The 16,501-nt window shown below is 74.6% G+C and carries 15 protein-coding genes; 11 read left to right on the top strand and 4 right to left on the bottom strand.

Annotated features, from left to right (window positions below):
• The first annotated feature begins 92 nt into the window (after window positions 1-92).
• Window positions 93-1,106: an NlpC/P60 family protein gene (locus tag ACGF5T_RS19895; RefSeq protein WP_366767891.1), complete on the top strand. Its 1,014-nt coding sequence runs from the start codon at window positions 93-95 to the stop codon at window positions 1,104-1,106.
• A 90-nt stretch (window positions 1,107-1,196) separates the two neighbouring features.
• The gene (locus tag ACGF5T_RS19900) at window positions 1,197-2,390 is read left to right on the top strand and encodes a hypothetical protein (protein ID WP_366767892.1); all 1,194 of its coding nucleotides are present in this window, start codon (window positions 1,197-1,199) and stop codon (window positions 2,388-2,390) included.
• On the opposite strand, the gene ACGF5T_RS19905 is transcribed toward ACGF5T_RS19900, so the two are convergent.
• Entirely contained in the window at window positions 2,347-3,597 is a 1,251-nt protein-coding gene (locus tag ACGF5T_RS19905; protein ID WP_356610598.1) for a glycosyltransferase family 87 protein, read from the bottom strand. The two genes, ACGF5T_RS19900 and ACGF5T_RS19905, sit on opposite strands and share 44 nt — an antisense overlap.
• Window positions 3,598-3,747: 150 nt before the next feature.
• Between ACGF5T_RS19905 and ACGF5T_RS19910 the strand changes: the two genes are divergently transcribed.
• On the top strand, window positions 3,748-4,890 hold the full coding sequence (locus ACGF5T_RS19910) for a glycosyltransferase family 4 protein (protein WP_356610597.1): 1,143 nt from the start codon (window positions 3,748-3,750) through the stop codon (window positions 4,888-4,890).
• An 86-nt stretch (window positions 4,891-4,976) separates the two neighbouring features.
• Here ACGF5T_RS19910 and ACGF5T_RS19915 read toward each other — a convergent pair whose 3' ends face one another.
• Entirely contained in the window at window positions 4,977-6,773 is a 1,797-nt protein-coding gene (locus ACGF5T_RS19915) for an AMP-dependent synthetase/ligase (RefSeq protein ID WP_356610596.1), read from the bottom strand.
• 339 nt (window positions 6,774-7,112) lie between these two features.
• On the opposite strand from ACGF5T_RS19915, the gene ACGF5T_RS19920 reads away from it, so the two are divergent.
• The 6 genes from ACGF5T_RS19920 (at window position 7,113) to ACGF5T_RS19945 (ending at window position 12,586) form a co-directional block, all read left to right on the top strand.
• Entirely contained in the window at window positions 7,113-7,868 is a 756-nt protein-coding gene (locus ACGF5T_RS19920) for a metallophosphoesterase (protein ID WP_356610680.1), read from the top strand.
• A gap of 226 nt (window positions 7,869-8,094) precedes the next feature.
• A complete protein-coding gene (locus ACGF5T_RS19925; protein WP_053129517.1) occupies window positions 8,095-8,535 on the top strand; it encodes an SRPBCC family protein in 441 nt (146 codons plus the stop codon).
• Window positions 8,536-8,703: 168 nt separating this feature from the next.
• On the top strand, window positions 8,704-9,891 hold the full coding sequence (locus tag ACGF5T_RS19930) for an ArsA-related P-loop ATPase (protein WP_361011627.1): 1,188 nt from the start codon (window positions 8,704-8,706) through the stop codon (window positions 9,889-9,891).
• A 170-nt stretch (window positions 9,892-10,061) separates the two neighbouring features.
• Window positions 10,062-10,607 carry a DUF5304 family protein gene (locus ACGF5T_RS19935; RefSeq protein ID WP_356610594.1) on the top strand — a complete coding sequence of 182 codons (546 nt, stop codon included), beginning with the start codon at window positions 10,062-10,064 and terminating at the stop codon, window positions 10,605-10,607.
• 54 nt (window positions 10,608-10,661) lie between these two features.
• Window positions 10,662-11,615: an ROK family glucokinase gene (locus ACGF5T_RS19940; protein WP_361011630.1), complete on the top strand. Its 954-nt coding sequence runs from the start codon at window positions 10,662-10,664 to the stop codon at window positions 11,613-11,615.
• Between the two features lie 206 nt (window positions 11,616-11,821).
• Window positions 11,822-12,586 carry an endonuclease/exonuclease/phosphatase family protein gene (locus ACGF5T_RS19945; protein ID WP_366767893.1) on the top strand — a complete coding sequence of 255 codons (765 nt, stop codon included), beginning with the start codon at window positions 11,822-11,824 and terminating at the stop codon, window positions 12,584-12,586.
• 103 nt (window positions 12,587-12,689) lie between these two features.
• Here the strand turns inward: ACGF5T_RS19945 and ACGF5T_RS19950 are convergent, their stop codons facing one another.
• Window positions 12,690-13,385 carry a hypothetical protein gene (locus ACGF5T_RS19950; RefSeq protein ID WP_366767894.1) on the bottom strand — a complete coding sequence of 232 codons (696 nt, stop codon included), beginning with the start codon at window positions 13,383-13,385 and terminating at the stop codon, window positions 12,690-12,692.
• On the bottom strand, window positions 13,378-14,181 hold the full coding sequence (locus tag ACGF5T_RS19955; protein WP_356610590.1) for an alpha/beta fold hydrolase: 804 nt from the start codon (window positions 14,179-14,181) through the stop codon (window positions 13,378-13,380). Before ACGF5T_RS19955 ends, ACGF5T_RS19950 begins: the two co-directional genes overlap by 8 nt.
• Window positions 14,182-14,417: 236 nt before the next feature.
• Here ACGF5T_RS19955 and ACGF5T_RS19960 point away from each other — a divergent pair, with 236 nt between their 5' ends.
• Together ACGF5T_RS19960 and macS are read left to right on the top strand one after the other, a co-directional pair.
• Window positions 14,418-15,203, top strand: coding sequence for a lysophospholipid acyltransferase family protein (locus ACGF5T_RS19960; RefSeq protein ID WP_361011698.1), 786 nt, complete (start codon window positions 14,418-14,420; stop codon window positions 15,201-15,203).
• Between the two features lie 37 nt (window positions 15,204-15,240).
• Window positions 15,241-16,482 (top strand): MacS family sensor histidine kinase, encoded by a 1,242-nt coding sequence (gene macS / locus ACGF5T_RS19965; RefSeq protein ID WP_356610589.1) that lies wholly within the window; start codon window positions 15,241-15,243, stop codon window positions 16,480-16,482.
• Window positions 16,483-16,501: the final 19 nt, after the last annotated feature.

A 16,501-nucleotide genomic window follows, 5' to 3' on the forward strand; every position in this document is an offset into this window, starting at 1 on the left:
GGCGGCCGCCGCGGGTCGTTGGCCGCCGCCCCGCAGCGGGGTTACTGTCTGCCGCGTTTCCCTGTCCGTCAGCGGAAGGAGTGCGGCTTCCCGTGGGGTCCCATCGCCGCCTTGCACCATCCGGGTCCGACCGCGGCGTCACCGCCGCCGTCGGCCTCCTCTCCGTCGCCGCCGCGGTCCTCGGCGCCGTACCGGCCACGGCCGCCCCGCACGACGACCGGCGGGCGGAGGTGGACCGGCTCCACACGGAGGCGGAGCGGGCGACCGAGGCCTACAACAAGGCCGACGCGCGCACCGACGCCCTGCGCGAGGAGATCGGCACCGCGCAGGACGCGATCGCCCGGCAGCAGGAGCGGATCAACACCATGCGGGAGGCGCTCGGTTCGCTGGCCGGCGCCCAGTACCGCTCCGGGGGCATCGACCCGTCGCTGGCGCTGCTGCTCTCCGCCGACCCGGACGACTACCTGGACAAGGCCTCCGTGCTGGACCGGATCACCACCCACCAGGCGGGTGAGCTGAGGGAGCTCCAGGACGCCCTGCGCGACCTCGCGCAGGACCGGGCGGAGGCCGGCCGGAAGCTCACCGAGCTGGAGAAGGGCCAGAAGGCCGTCGCCGCCCACAAGCGGACCGTGGAGCGCAAGCTCGCCGAGGCCCGCGAGCTGCTCGCCTCGCTGCCGGACGAGGAACGCGCCGCCTACGACCGCGGCTCCCGCTCCGGCCGGACCGACCTGACCGGCTCCGGGGGGTCCGCGGCCGCCTCCGGGCGCGCCGCGGCCGCCGTCGCCGCCGCCCGCTCCGCCCTCGGCAAGCCCTACGTCTGGGGCTCCAACGGCCCCGGCGGGTTCGACTGCTCGGGCCTGACCCAGTGGTCGTACGCGCAGGCCGGGGTGGGGCTGCCGCGCACCTCGCAGGCGCAGTCCGGAGCGGGCCGGCAGGTCTCCCTGGCCGACGCGCGCCCGGGCGACCTGGTCGCCTACCGGGACGACGCCAGCCACATCGGCATGTACGTCGGCAACGGCCAGGTGATCCACGCGCCCTACCCCGGCGCCCCCGTCCGCTACGACCCGGTCGGCATGATGCCGGTCTCCTCCGTCACCCGGGTGTGACCCGCCGGGCCGCAGCGGTGTGACCCGCTCGGTGGCCGAAGTGCCCCCGACGGCCGCCGCCCGCGGCGCGACGCCCGTACGATCGGGAGGATGGCCGGTCGAAGGCGGGTGTCGGGTTCCTCGGTGGTGGCGCTGTGCCTGCTGCTGGTCTCCCTGGTGGCCTGCGGCGGCCGGACCGCCGCCGACCCGGCCCGGGCCGAGGTGCAGGGGGTGCTGGACCGCCGCGCGGCCGCCGTCCTGGACCGCGACCGGGCCGCCTACGCGGGCACGGGCGCCGCGGGCGCCTTCGACCACCTGGGCGAGGTGCCGCTGGCCGCGTTCGCGTACCGCGTGCGGGACGTGGACCGCACCGGTGACACGGCCACCGCGGACGTGGAGCTGAGCTACCGCGTGGCGGGCCACGACCGGGGCGCGGTCACCGCCGGCCGCACCGTGCGGCTGAGCCGGGACGGCGTCGGCGGCCGGTGGACCGTCGAGTCCGAGCGGCCCGCCGGGGAGTCCGGCCAGCAGCCGTGGGACCAGGGAGCGGTCCGGGCCGTCCGGGGGACGCACAGCCTCGTGCTCGGCGTCGGGCAGTCCACGGGGACGCTGCGCCGCTTCGCGGACCTGGCCGACCGGGCGGTGCCCGCCGTCTCCGCGGCCTGGGACGGCGACTGGGCCCGGCGGGTCGTCGTGGTCGTCCCGGAGTCGGTGGAGGGCATGGCGGGCCTGCTCGGCTCGCCCGCCTCCTCCTACCGGGGCATCGCCGCGGTCACCACCGGGGAGACGGGCGGCCGGGAGCGGGCGCCCGCGGACCGGATCATCGTCAACCCCGACGCGTACGGGCTGCTCGGCACCCTCGGAAGGCAGGTCGTGCTCACCCACGAGACCACCCACGTCGCGACCCGCGCCGACACCACCTCCGCCACCCCGCTGTGGCTCTCCGAGGGCTACGCCGACTGGGTCGGCTACCGAGGCAGCGGCCGCACGCCCGACCAGGCCGCCCCCGAGCTGGCCCGCGCGGTGTCCGAGGACCGGGTGCCGGCCCGGCTGCCGACGGACGAGGACTTCGGCTTCACCGCCGACGCGGAGGAACTGGCCCGGGCCTACGAGGGCGGCTGGTTGGCCTGCCGGATGATCGCCGACCAGTGGGGCGAGGAGCGGCTGGACGCCTTCTACCGGGCCGTGGGCGGGCACGACGAGCGGGCGGGCGCGGTCGAGGACGCGACGGACGAGGTGCTCGGCGTCACGCCGGAGGAGTTCACGGCGCGGTGGCGGGAGTATCTGCGGTCGGAGTTCGGCTGAGCCGGCCGGCGGGCGCGGTCCGCTCCCGGGCGGGGCGCGCGGCCGTGTCGCGCCACAGGGCGCGGGCCGCGAGGACCGCCGCGGCGACCAGCAGGCCGTTGCGCACGACCAGCAGCGCGATGCCGAGCGGGTCGCTGGCGACGACGTGCCCGAACAGGACCGGGAACTCCAGCACCGTCACCGGGCTCGCCGCCAGCACCAGGACGGCCGGCACCCGCATCCGGCTGGCCCGGAAGCACCCGCAGACCGCCGCCAGGCCGATCAGCCACACCATGTACTGCGGGCTGATCACCCGGCTGGTCACCGTGAACACCAGCACCGCCACGAAGGCCGCGTCCGCCGCCGTGTGCGCCGCGAAACGCGAGGCCGTCAGCCGCCACAGCAGCAGCCAGCCGAACGAGAGGGCGGTCAGCGCGAGGGCGGCCGCGCTCACCGCGCCCACGTACGGGCCGAGGAACTCGACCGAGCCGTAGTGGAGCAGCACCTCGCCGTCCCAGCCGAAGTGCCGGGCGACGTGGAAGACCAGCGCGCCCAGCGACTCCACCTCGGTGCCCCGCTCGCGCTGGAAGGTCAGGAAGGCGAAGGCCCCGGGCATGGTCACGGCGAACAGCGCGGCCGACAGCGCACCGGCCACGGCGGCAGCGGCCCACGGGCGCCGCCCGCGCATCCCGACCAGCACCAGGGCCGGCCACACCTTCAGCAGCGCGCCGAACCCGGCCAGGGCGCCCGCCAGGCGCGGATGCCTGCCCGCGGCGAGCAGCGCGGCCACCGCGACGGCGGTGACCATCACGTCGTAGCGGGCGTACACCGTCGGACCGAGCAGCGGCACGCCCGCCACCCACACCCACGCGCCGCGCGGTGAACGCCCGGGGCCCCGGCCCGCGTGCCGCAGCAGGGCGAGGACGAGCAGGTCGGTGCCGCAGGCCAGGACGAAGAACGCCGTCGCGTACTCCAGGAAGGGCAGCAGCCCCGGGGAGAGCATCGCGAGGGCCGCCGCGGGCGGGTACTGCCAGGTGACGTCGTCCAGCGGAAACGTTCCGGCACGCAGGACGTCGGCCCAGTCCCGGTAGATGACGGACACGTCGCTGGTGACGTCCGGGCCGGGGAAGACCAGGATCTTCAGGACGAACAGCAGCAGGACCAGTCGCGTGGCTCCCCAGGCCGTGAGCAGGCGCGCCGCGGGCCGCCTCGCGTCCGTCGTCTCCACGTGCTCCCTGCCCGTCCGCGTGCCGTGCCCTGCCCTGCCTGCCCTGCCTGTTCCGCCTGCTCTGCGGCCATGATGACCCGGCCACCTGTGCGTCTGCCACAGGAGCGGCCGGGCCCCGCACCGCGCGGCGGGTTCGGTAGGGTCGGCGGCGTGCGCAAGACCTTGATCGTGACCAACGACTTCCCGCCCCGTCCCGGCGGCATCCAGGCCTTCCTGCACAACATGGCGCTGCGCCTGGACCCCGAGCGGCTGGTCGTCTACGCCTCCACATGGAAGCGGGGCCGCGAGGGCGTCGAGGCCACCGCCGCCTTCGACGCCGAGCAGCCCTTCACCGTCGTACGGGACCGCACGACGATGCTGCTGCCGACGCCGGCCGCGACCCGGCGGGCCGTGGGGCTGCTGCGCGAGCACGGGTGCACGTCGGTGTGGTTCGGGGCGGCGGCGCCCCTCGGGCTGATGGCGCCGGCGCTGCGCAGGGCGGGGGCCGAGCGGCTCGTCGCCACCACCCACGGCCACGAGGCGGGATGGGCCCAGTTGCCCGCCGCCCGGCAGCTGCTGCGCCGGATCGGGGAGTCGACCGACACCATCACCTACCTCGGGGAGTACACGCGCTCGCGGATCGCGGGCGCGCTCACCCCCGAGGCCGCCGCACGGATGACGCAGCTGCCGCCCGGCGTCGACGAGAAGACCTTCCACCCGGGCAGCGGCGGCGACGAGGTGCGGGCCCGGCTCGGACTGGCCGAGCGGCCCGTGGTGGTGTGCGTCTCCCGGCTGGTGCCGCGCAAGGGCCAGGACACCCTGATCCGGGCCATGCCGCGCGTCCTGGCCGCCGAGCCGGACGCCGTCCTGCTGATCGTCGGCGGCGGACCCTACGAGAAGGAGCTGCGCCGGCTCGCCCGGGAGACCGGCGTGGCCGCCTCCGTCCGCTTCACCGGGGCCGTGCCCTGGTCCGAGCTGCCCGCGCACTACGGCGCCGGGGACGTCTTCGCCATGCCGTGCCGGACCCGGCGGGGCGGACTGGACGTGGAGGGGCTCGGGATCGTCTACCTGGAGGCCTCCGCGACCGGCCTGCCCGTGGTCGCCGGTGACTCGGGCGGCGCCCCGGACGCCGTGCTCGACGGCGAGACGGGGTGGGTCGTGCGGGGCGACTCCGCCGACCAGACGGCCGACCGCGTCGTCACCCTCCTCGGCGACCCGGAGCTGCGCCGCCGGATGGGGGAGCGGGGCCGGGCCTGGGTCGAGGAGAAGTGGCGCTGGGACCTGCTCGCCGAGCACCTGAAGGCCCTGCTCTGACACGAGCGCCCCGCGTCGCCGGGGCGCTGAGCGCCACCGCGGGGCGCGGGGCCGTGGCACGGGGGCGCCGAGAGGCCCCAGCCCACCTACTTCGCGTAGATCGCCTCGATCTCCTCCGCGTAGTCCTTCGCCACCACGTTCCGCTTCAGCTTCAGCGACGGCGTCAGATGCCCGGAGTCCTCCGTGAACTGGGCCGACAGCACCCGGAACCTGCGCACCGACTCCGCCTTGGACACCGCGGAGTTGCCGTCGTCGATGGCCGACTGGACCGCGGCGAGCAGATCCGCGTCCTCCCGCAGCGACGCGGCCGTCGAGCCGGCCGGCTTGCCGTGGTCCGCGCACCAGCGGTCGAGGAACTCCTCGTCGATGGTGATCAGCGCGCCCACGAAGGGCCGCCCGTCGCCGACCACCATGCACTCCGCGACCAGCGCGTGCGCGCGGATGCGGTCCTCTATGACGGCCGGGGCGACGTTCTTGCCGCCGGCGGTGACGATGATCTCCTTCTTGCGGCCGGTGATCCGCAGGTACCCGTCCTCGTCGAGGGTGCCGATGTCGCCGGTGTGGAACCAGCCGTCGGCCAGCGCCTCGGCGGTCGCGCCCGGGTTGTTCCAGTACTCCTTGAAGAGGTGCTCGCCGTGCAGCAGCACCTCCCCGTCGTCCGCGATGCGCACCACGGAGCCGGGCAGCGGCTGGCCGACCGTGCCGATCTTCTGCCGGTCCCAGGGGTTGAAGGCGGTGGCGGCACAGGACTCGGTCAGGCCGTAGCCCTCCAGCACGGTGAAGCCGATGCCGCGGAAGAAGTGGCCGAGGCGCTCGCCGAGCGGGGCGCCGCCGGAGATGGCGTACTCGCCGCGTCCGCCGAGGACCGTACGGAGCTTGCTGAAGACGAGCTTGTCGAAGACCTTGTGCTTGATCTTCAGACCGACGGACGGACCGGACGGCGTGTCCAGCGCCTTGCTGTACGCGATCGCCGTGTCGGCGGCCTTGTCGAAGATCCTGCCCTTGCCGTCGGCCTGCGCCTTGGCCCGCGCCGAGTTGTAAACCTTCTCGAAGACGCGCGGCACGCCGAGGATCAGCGTCGGCCGGAACGCGGCCAGCTCGTCGGTGAGGTTCTTGATGTCGGGGACGCAGCCCAGCTTGATCGGCGCGATCATCGGCGCGACCTGGACCAGGCGGCCGAAGACGTGGGCGAGCGGGAGGAAGAGGAGGACGGAGCACTCGCCCGTGCGGAACAGCGGGCGCAGCCGCTCGACGACGTTGCCGCACTCGGCGAAGAAGCTGCGGTGGGTGAGCACACAGCCCTTGGGGCGGCCGGTCGTACCGGAGGTGTAGACGATGGTCGCGGGATCGTCGGCCTTCGCGAGCGAGCCGCGCTCCTCGACGGCCTGGTCGGTGACGTCCTGGCCGAGGCGTCCCAGCTCCTCCACGGCACCGGCGTCGATCTGCCACACGTGCTTGAGGGCGGGCAGCCCTTCGCGCACCGACTCGACGGCGGCCGCGTGCCCGGCCGACTCCACCACGCACGCCGTGGCGCCGGAGTCGCTGAGGATCCACTGCACCTGCTCGGGGGAGCTGGTCTCGTACACCGGGACGGTGATCGCGCCCGCGCTCCAGATCGCGAAGTCGAGCAGCGTCCACTCGTAGCGCGTACGGGACATCAGGCCGACGCGGTCGCCCGGCTGGACACCGGAGGCGATGAGGCCCTTGGCCGCGGTCTGCACCTCGCCGAGGAAGGCGCGGGCGGTCACGTCCTGCCAGGCGCCTCCCGCCTTGCGGGAGATGACGGCGACGTCCGGATGCTGCGCGGCGTTTCTGCGGACGATGTCGGTCAGGTTTCCGTCCGCAGGGACCTCGTACAAAGCCGGAAGGCTGAACTCGCGCAAGACTGCTGCTCCTCATAGGGCGCCGGCGCCACGACACTGTGTGATGCGACGGTGCGGTCCAAGGCTCGGGCAAGTACTCGTGGATTCACCTGTTGAAATCCAGAGCACGACTGGACTGCCCGGACGTTACCCGCCGGTATGGCTTCTCCGACAGGGGGTCCCCGCGAGATGTTCGCTGCGTCACACGGATGGGGTTTCCTTCGCGCAGAGTAGTCGACGGATCAAGCGACCAGCCAGTAACCGCAGGTCCGACCGCCACTGTTCACAAGGGGCACGCGCTGCCTACGCTTGATCGCCATGGCACCCACACCGCCCGGCAACACCACCACCCGCGTCCACGTGGTCAGCGACATCCACGGCAACGCCCGCGACCTGGCCCGGGCCGGCGAGGGCGCGGACGCCCTGATCTGCCTCGGGGACCTGGTCCTCTTCCTCGACTACGCCGACCACTCGCGCGGCATCTTCCCCGACCTGTTCGGCGTCGAGAACGCCGACCGCATCGTCGAACTGCGCACCGCCCGCCGCTTCGCCGAGGCGCGGGAGCTGGGGGCCCGGCTGTGGGCGGGCGTCGGCGGGGACCGGCGGGCCCTGATCGAGGGAGCCGTGCGCAAGCAGTACGCCGAGATGTTCGCGGCCTTCCCCACCCCGACGTACGCCACCTACGGCAACGTCGACATGCCGCCCCTGTGGCCCGAGTACGCCCGCCCCGGCACCACCGTGCTCGACGGGGAGCGGGTGGAGATCGGCGGCCGGGTCTTCGGCTTCGTCGGTGGCGGCCTGCGCACGCCGATGCGCACGCCGTACGAGATCGACGACGAGGAGTACGCCGCGAAGGTGGAGGCCGTCGGCGAGGTGGACGTGCTGTGCACGCACATCCCCCCGGAGGTGCCGGAGCTCGTCTACGACACGGTGGCGCGGCGCTTCGAGCGGGGGAGCAGGGCGCTGCTGGAGGCGATCCGCCGCACCCGTCCCCGGTACGCGCTCTTCGGGCACGTGCACCAGCCGCTGGTCCGGCGGATGCGGATCGGGGCGACCGAGTGCGTGAACGTGGGGCACTTCGCGTCCACCGGGAAGCCGTGGGCGCTCGAGTGGTGAGCGGGTCGGGGCCGGGGTCGGGGTCGGAGCCGTGAGGGGGGACTCGGCGGCCCTCCCGGGTGGGGATTCGGCGGCCGGGCCGGGAGGGCAGGTGGTGGGCCGGGCCGCGCGGGCAGGTGGTGGCGTTCGCCCTGTCCGTGCGCGATAGCCTTCACGCGGCACACACGTGCGCGCCACGGCGCACGACGACCTCAACAGCGGCACCGCATCCGGAGGAGCCACGGCGATGGCGGAACACACCAGCTCGAGCATCACCATCGAGGCGGCACCGGCCGACGTCATGGCGGTGATCGCCGACTTCGCCCGCTATCCGGACTGGACCGGAGAGGTGAAGGAGGCCGAGGTCCTCGCCACCGACGCCCAGGGGCGCGCCGAGCAGGTGCGCCTCGTCATGGACGCCGGGGCCATCAAGGACGACCAGACGCTGGCCTACACCTGGGCCGGTGAGCACGAGGTCTCCTGGACCCTGGTCAAGTCCCAGATGCTGCGCTCCCTCGACGGCTCCTACCTGCTGCGTTCGGCGGGCGCGGGCACGGAGGTCACCTACCGGCTCACGGTCGACGTCAAGATCCCGATGCTCGGCATGATCAAGCGCAAGGCCGAGAAGGTCATCACCGACCGGGCGCTGGCGGGGCTGAAGAAGCGGGTGGAGTCGGGCGCGAAGTAGTCCGCCCGGCGGGCGGACCCCACCTCGGGCGGTGCCGAACCGCAGGCGCCCGGCGGGCGGGACGCCGGTTTTGTCCGTGGCCCGCGGCGTGCCGCCACCCGCCCCGCCCCGGCGACGACCAGCGCGGAGGCGGTGCACGGGACGGGCGCGAAGGTACCGTTCAGCACCATGCGCACCATCCTGATCACGGGGCCCGGCGGCAGCGGCCGTACCACCGTCGCGGCCGCCACCGCGCTCGCCGCCGCCCGTGCGGGCACCCGCACCCTGCTCCTCGGCGCCGACCGTGACGACACCCTCGGTGCCGTGCTCGGCATGCCCACGGGCCCGGCCCCGGTCGGTGTCGAGCCCCGCCTCACCGCCTGGCGGCCCGACGCCGACCAGGGGTTCCGGGACGGCCTCGCCGCCCTCCAGGACCGGGCCGCCTCCGCCCTCGACCTGCTCGGCGCCACCCGCCTCGACCACGAGGAACTCACCCCGCTCCCCGGCGCCGGCGAACTCGTCCTGCTGCGCGCCCTGCGCGACGCCGCCCTCGCCGAGGCCCACGACCTCCTCGTCGTCGACCTGCCGCCCTCGCCCCGCGCCCTCGCCCTGCTCGCCCTGCCCGAGGAACTGCGCCGCTACCTGCGCCGCCTGCTCCCGCCCGAGCGGCAGGCGGCCCGCGCCCTGCGCCCGGTCCTCGGCCGGCTGGCCGGCGTCCCCATGCCCACCGAGGCGCTGTACGAGGCCGCGGCCCGCTGGGACCTGGAACTCGCCGCCGCCGAGGCCGTCGTCGCCGACCGGAACACCGTCGTACGCCTGGTCGCCGAGCCCGGTCCGGCCGGTGACGACGCCGTCCGCGCCGCCACCCTCGGCCTCGCTCTGCGCGGCCTGCGCACCGACCTGCTGGTCGCCAACCGCGTCCTGCCCGAGGACGCCGCCCCCGCCGACGGCTGGCTGGCCGGCCCCGTGGCCCAGCAGCGCAAGACACTGGAGGAGTGGCGGAGCACCTACGCCGTCCACGCCCTCGCCCACCTCGGGCACGACCCGCGCGGCGCCGAGGACCTCGCCGCGCTCGCCGCACCGGGCCTCGTCCCGGGCGTCGACCCGGGCGCCGCCCCGGTCGAGTGGTCCGTCACCGACCGGCTGGCCGGGGACGGTGTGCTGGTCTGGCACATCCCGCTGCCCGGCGCCGTGCGCGACGAAGTGGACCTGGTCCGCCGCGGGGACGAACTGGTCGTCACCGCCGGACCGTTCCGCCGGATCGTCCCGCTGCCCTCCGTACTGCGCCGCTGCGCCGTCGACGGGGCAGCGCTGCGGGAGGGCGTCCTCGCCGTCCGGTTCGCACCGGACCCGCGGCTGTGGCCGCGGGGACGCTGAACCGCGGGTGCCGGGTGCCGGGTGCCGGGTGCCCGGGTGTCGGGGCCCGGGTGTCGGACGGTCCCGGTGCGTGGGAAGCCGCGCGTCCGCATCCGTGGCCCGATCCTTCGGACGGTCCCCGGGTCCGTTCGGGTAACGTCGTAGGGACGAACCGTAGTCAGGAGTCCGTCATGAGCGAAGAGCTCCCCGAGCCCGAGGCCGCTCGTCCCCACGAGGCCGACGCGGTCGACGAGGTGCGGGCGACCGACGCCGACGCCTGGGCGACGGCGACCGCCGAGGACCTGGAGGCGGAGAAGGCCCGCCGCCGAGCCGAGTACGGGCCGCAGCCCGGGTCGGCCGCCGAGGAGCTGCGCCGGCTCGTCGACACCGTCGCGGACAAGCTGTCCGGCCTCCAGTCCCCGCTGCTCGGCCAGGTCGCCGGACCCGCCGCCCAGCAGGTGGTCCGGCAGGTCGTCCAGCAGGCCAGGGCCGCCGTCGAACCGGTCATCGAGCGCAACCCGGGCGTCTTCGACCACCTCGCGGCCGCCGGCGGTGAACTCCTCGCCGCCTACCGCTCCGCCGTACAGAACCAGGAGAGCCGCTGGACCGCCAAGGACGCCGGAGCCGCCGCGGACACGGACCCCCGCGACCCCCGCGACCTGGACGAACGCCGCGCCGACGGCCGGGACGACGGCGACGGGGACACCGGCCCGGGCCAGCGCATCGACTTGGACTGACACTCCCCTCGGGTACGGTTGCCCTTAGCGGGGCTCGACCGAACTGAGGGATTCATGGGACTCACCATCGGCGTCGACATCGGCGGCACGAAGATCGCGGCCGGCGTGGTCGACGAGGAAGGCAACATCCTCTCGACCCACAAGGTGCCGACCCCGGGCACACCCGAGGCCATCGTGGACGCCATCGCCTCCGCGGTGGAAGGCGCGCGCGCCGGGCACGAGATCGTCGGCGTGGGCATCGGTGCCGCCGGGTACGTCAACCGCCAGCGCTCCGAGGTCTACTTCGCACCCAACATCGACTGGCGCAACGAACCGCTCAAGGAGAAGGTCGAGGCCCGCGTCGGCCTCCCGGTCGTCGTGGAGAACGACGCCAACGCCGCCGCCTGGGGCGAGTACAAGTTCGGCGCGGGCAAGGGCCACCGCAACGTCATCTGCATCACGCTCGGCACCGGCCTCGGCGGCGGCATCATCATCGGCAACAAGCTGCGCCGCGGCCACTTCGGCGTAGCCGCCGAGTTCGGCCACATCCGCATGGTGCCGGACGGCCTGCTGTGCGGCTGCGGCTCGCAGGGCTGCTGGGAGCAGTACGCCTCCGGCCGCGCCCTCGTGCGGTACGCCAAGCAGCGCGCCAACGCCACCCCCGAGCGCGCCGAGGTGCTGCTCGCGCTCGGCGACGGCACCCCCGACGGCATCGAGGGCAAGCACATCTCGGTCGCCGCCCGGCAGGGCTGCCCCGTCGCTGTCGACTCCTACCGGGAGCTGGCCCGCTGGGCCGGTGCCGGGCTCGCCGACCTCGCCTCGCTCTTCGACCCGTCCGCCTTCATCGTCGGCGGCGGGCTCTCCGACGAGGGCGACCTGGTCCTCGACCCGATCCGCAAGTCCTACAAGCGGTGGCTGGTCGGCGGCAACTGGCGTCCGGTCGCCGACGTGATCGCCGCCCAGCTGGGCAACAAGGCCGGCCTGGTGGGCGCGGCCGACCTGGCCAGGGAACCCGACCCGATCATGTGACGGGCGCACCTCCGGCGCGGGGGTGCCGAGCGACGGGCGCGGGGCGGAGCCGATCTGCGGCTGCGCCCCGCGGGCGCGCGGGCCCCGCGGCGTCGGCGGACATCGTGGCGTCGGCGGACGTCGTGGCGTCGGCGGACGTCGTCCGAGGCCCGTCGACGCGTCGCCGGACGCGTCGCGCCGGCCGTGCGGTCCCGTAAATTGACGGCATGGCAACGTCGCTCCAACCGCTCCCCAACTCCCGCACCGAAGCCGACGGTTCCGCCGTCGTCCGGGTCCTCAGCTACAACATCCGCTCGATGCGCGACGACACCGACGCCCTCGCCCGCGTGATCGCCGCCTGCGCCCCGGACCTCGTCCTCCTCCAGGAGGCCCCCCGCCTCTTCCGCTGGCGCAAGAAGCTCACCCGGCTCGCCGCCGCGTCCGGACTGGTCCTCCTGTCCGGAGGCGGCACGGCCGCCGGTCCCGCGCTGCTGTGCTCGCTGCGCGCCACCGTCGAGCGCACCGAGGACGTGCTGCTCCCGCTCACCCCCGGCCGGCACCGCCGCGGCCTGGCCACCGCCGTCGTCCGGTTCGGCGCGGCCCGCGTCGGCGTGCTGAGCTGTCACCTCTCGCTGCACCCGGACGAGCGCCACGAGCAGGCGGGCCTGCTCCTCGACCGACTGGGCGCCCTCGGCGTGACACACGCGATCGCGGGCGGCGACCTGAACGAGCGCCCCGGCGGCCGCACCTTCCGGCGGCTCGGCGACGGACTGCGGGACTGCTGGACCGCCGAACCCTGGGGCCGCGAGTACACCTTCCCCGCCACCGGTCCGGACCGGCGCATCGACGCGGTCTTCGTCACGGAGGGCATCGAGGTCCTGGGCTGCGGCGTACCGCTCGGGCTGCCCGGGGTGGCCGAGGACGACCTGAGGGCGGCCACGGACCACCTGCCGGTCCTGACCGCCCTCCACGTACCCGCCGCCGCGACCTGACCCGCACGGCAGGGCCCGCACGGCAGGGCCCGCACGGCAGGGCCCGCACACCGGACCACCGCCCGTCGCCGCGCCCCGGCCCCGGGCCACGCGCCCGCGTGTCCTAGACCACCGCGCCCCGCCCCGGGTCGTCGTCGTCCTCGTCGCCCGTGCGCATCCGCATGACGAGGGTGGCGAAGCCGCCGAGGAAGCCGCCGATGCTCAGGGTCGCCAGCCACCACGTCATGTCCCAGCCGAGGACCACCGCGAGCAGAAGCAGCACCGGCCCCCCGAGCACGCCCAGCCACGCGAACTTCGCGGTGGTGTCGCCCTCCGGCAACGGCGGCGGCTCGGGCGGCACGAAGTGACCCTCGTCGTCCTCGCCGAGATCGCCGTCCGAGGGCTCGGCCAGGCTGTGGTCGCGCGGGCCGCCGACCCCGGGCGCGAACGCCACGGAGCCCCCGAGCGGCCGCTCCGCGGCCGGGGGGTCCGCGGCCGGCCGGTCCGAGGCCGGCCGGTCCGAGGCCGGCCGGTCGGACGCGGGCCGGTCCGACGCGGGAACCTCCCGCTCCGGCTCGTCGTCGTTGGTCTCCGGCTCCAGCAGCGCCAGGTCCTCCACCGACTTGAAGGGCTTCGCGCCCGGCGGGTCCGGCGGCTCGTCCCCGTACCCGGCGACGATCGCGGCCCAGGCGGCGGCCTCGTCGACGGGCACGCCCTGCCCCCCGGGGACGCGCTCCTGCGCGCGCTCCGGGTCCTCGCGGTGCTCCCGCTCCACGTCCCGCTCCTCGCGGTCCTCGCGGTCGGAGTCGTGCTCAGCCACCTGCGGCCGTCCCTTCCTTGCCGAGACCGGGCTCCGGCTCCCTGACGGAACCGGGCGCGAGCCGGCCGATGAAAGCGACGCTCTCCGCGAAGATCCGGTCCGCGTCGTGGTCCAACGTCGCCACGTGGTAGCTCTGTTCCAGCAGGACCTCCGTCACGTCCGTCGACGACACCCGGCCGAGGATGCGGGCCGAGTCGGCCGGCGGCACCACATGGTCCCGCGGGCTGCGCAGCAGCAGCAGCGGCTGGGTCACCTGCGGCAGATCGCCGTCGGCGAGACGGAAGAAGGTCCGCAGCGAGTGCGCCGCGTGCAGCGGCACCCGGTCGTACCCCAGCTCCGTGCCGAGCGGCTTGGCGATGTCGCTGGCGATGCCCTTCGTCGCGGGCAGCAGATGGCGCAGGACCGGAAGGGCGTGCTGGGCCACGCCGTGCATCCGGTTCGCCGGGTTGACGACGACGACACCCGACAGCGCGTCCCCGTGCTTGGCGGCGAGCCGCAGCGCCAGCGCGCCGCCCATGGACAGGCCCGCCACGAAGACCCGTGCGCAGCGCTCCCGCAGGGCGCGCAGCTCGCGGTCCACCTCCGCGTACCAGTCCTGCCAGCCCGTGACCTGGAGGTCCTGCCAGCGGGTGCCGTGCCCGGGCAGCAGGGGCAGAGCGACGGTCAGGTCCCGCGCCGCGAGGTACCTGGCCCAGGGGCGCAGCGACTGCGGGGAACCGGTGAAGCCGTGGCAGAGGAGGACGCCGACCTCCCCGCCCTCGTGGCGGAACGGCTCGGCTCCGGGCAGGACCGGCACGACTCGGTCTCCTGTCGTCAGGGGGCCGGCACAGCCGGCACGTCGGGCGGGACACACGGGTGGGACGCACACGGGTGCGATGCACGCCGAGGCGGTCCTTGCGGGTGCGGTACTCGTGGGTACTTCACCGTACGCGACCGCACTGACACCGACCAGGGCCGTCGGGGCCATTGACGGTGCCCCGGGTTAAGGTCTGACCCACAGACACAGGAGGCACTCGGTTGTTGTACGGCGCGATGAAGGTCACCGTCGGGGGTTCGCTGAAGCTCGCCTTCCGGCCCTGGGTGGAAGGCCTGGAGCACATCCCGGCCGACGGCCCCGCCATTCTGGCGAGCAACCACCTGTCGTTCTCCGACTCGTTCTTCCTGCCCGCCGTGCTCGACCGCAAGGTCACCTTCATCGCCAAGGCCGAGTACTTCAACACACCCGGGGTGAAGGGCCGGCTGACCGCCGCCTTCTTCAAGGGGGTGGGCCAGCTGCCCGTCGACCGCTCCGGCGCGCGCGGCGCGGGCGAGGCCGCGATCAAGAGCGGCATAGAGGTGCTGGAACGCGGCGAGCTGTTCGGCATCTACCCCGAGGGCACGCGCTCCCCGGACGGCCGGCTCTACCGGGGCAAGCCGGGCGGCCTCGCGCGCGTGGCCCTCGCCACCGGCGCGCCCGTGATCCCGGTCGCCATGATCGACACCGAGAAGATCCAGCCGCCCGGCAAGGTGATGCCGAAGCTGATGCGGCCCGGCATCCGCATCGGCGCGCCCCTGGACTTCACGCGCTACCAGGGCATGGAGCACGACCGCTTCGTCCTGCGCGCGGTGACCGACGAGGTCATGTACGAGATCATGAAGCTCTCCGGCCAGGAGTACGTCGACATGTACGCGACCGCCATGAAGCGGCAGCTCGCGGACGCGGCGAAGGCCGAGAAGGAGGCCGGCAGGGCGGCGAAGGCCGCGCTCGCCCAGGCCGAGAAGGAACAGACGGCCAAGGAGAAGGCCGCGGCCGAGCAGGACCGGTCCGACGACCGGTAGGCCGGACACCAGGACGTAGGGCCGGGGACGGGGGGACATGGCCAGGCGCGAGAGAGTCATGAGGATGTCGGTCGAGCAGCCGCTGTGGCGTGCGCTGGCCGGCTACCGCGTGCTCACCATGCTGTACGCGATCGGCTTCTTCGCCACCGCCTACTCGGGCTTCGTCCGACCCTGGCTCGCGGTCGCCTACTACGCCGTCCTCTTCGTCTGGACCCTGGCCACCCTCCCCAAGGTCTCGGGCGAGGCGAGCTGCACCAGGCGGTTCCTCGCCGCCGACCTCACCGTCGCCCTCACCGGCATCCTCCTCACCCCGCTCGCCGACGCGCCCGAGCGGGTCATGGACGGCGGCCCGACGCTGCCCTCCATATGGACCGCCGGTTCCGTCCTCGCGTTCGCCATCAAGGGCGGCTGGCGCTGGGCCGCCCTCGCCTCCACCCTCGTGGCCGTCGCCAACCTGGTCGAGCGGGGCAGCCCGGCCCGCGACACCGTCCACAACGTCATCCTCGTCTGGGTCGCCTCCATCGCCATCGGCTACGTCGTCGAGGTCGCCCGCGCCTCCGAGCGGACCCTCGCCCGCGCCCTGGAGATCGAGGCGGCGACCCGGGAGCGGGAGCGGCTCGCCCGGGACATCCACGACAGCGTGCTCCAGGTCCTCGCGATGGTGCAGCGGCGCGGCGCCGTCATCGGCGGCGAGGCGGCCGAGCTGGGCCGGATGGCCGGTGAGCAGGAGGTGGCGCTGCGCACGCTGGTCTCCGGCGGCCTGGTCCCCGTCTCCCGGCTGTCGGAGGACGCCGCCGAGGGCGCGGTCGTACGGGCCGTGGAGGAACCGGAGGGGGAGGGGCCGGGCGGCCCCGTCGACCTGCGCGCCCTGCTCGCCCCGTACGCCGGCTCCCGCGTGCACCTCGCCGAGCCGGGCGCGCCGGTCCTGCTCGCGCCCCCCGCGGCCCGGGAGCTTGCGGCCGCCGTCGGGGCCGCCCTGGACAACGTACGCAAGCACGTGGGCGAGGACGCGCGCGCCTGGATCCTGGTCGAGGACGAGCCCGACGAGGTGATCGTCACCGTCCGCGACGAAGGCCCCGGCATCCCCGAAGGACGGCTCGCCGAGGCCGAGGGAGAGGGGCGGCTCGGCGTGGCCCTGTCGATCCGGGGCCGGCTGCGCGATCTCGGCGGCACGGCCGAGCTGATCTCGGTGCCCGGGCAGGGCACCGAGGTCGAACTGAGGACACCGAAGGAAGCCGGCGACGCCGTCGCCCGGGGGAAGGCAGCGGACCGTGAGTGAACGACAGGGCCCGATCAGG

The organism is Streptomyces sp. NPDC047853 (assembly GCF_043204535.1).
Lineage (GTDB): Bacteria > Actinomycetota > Actinomycetes > Streptomycetales > Streptomycetaceae > Streptomyces.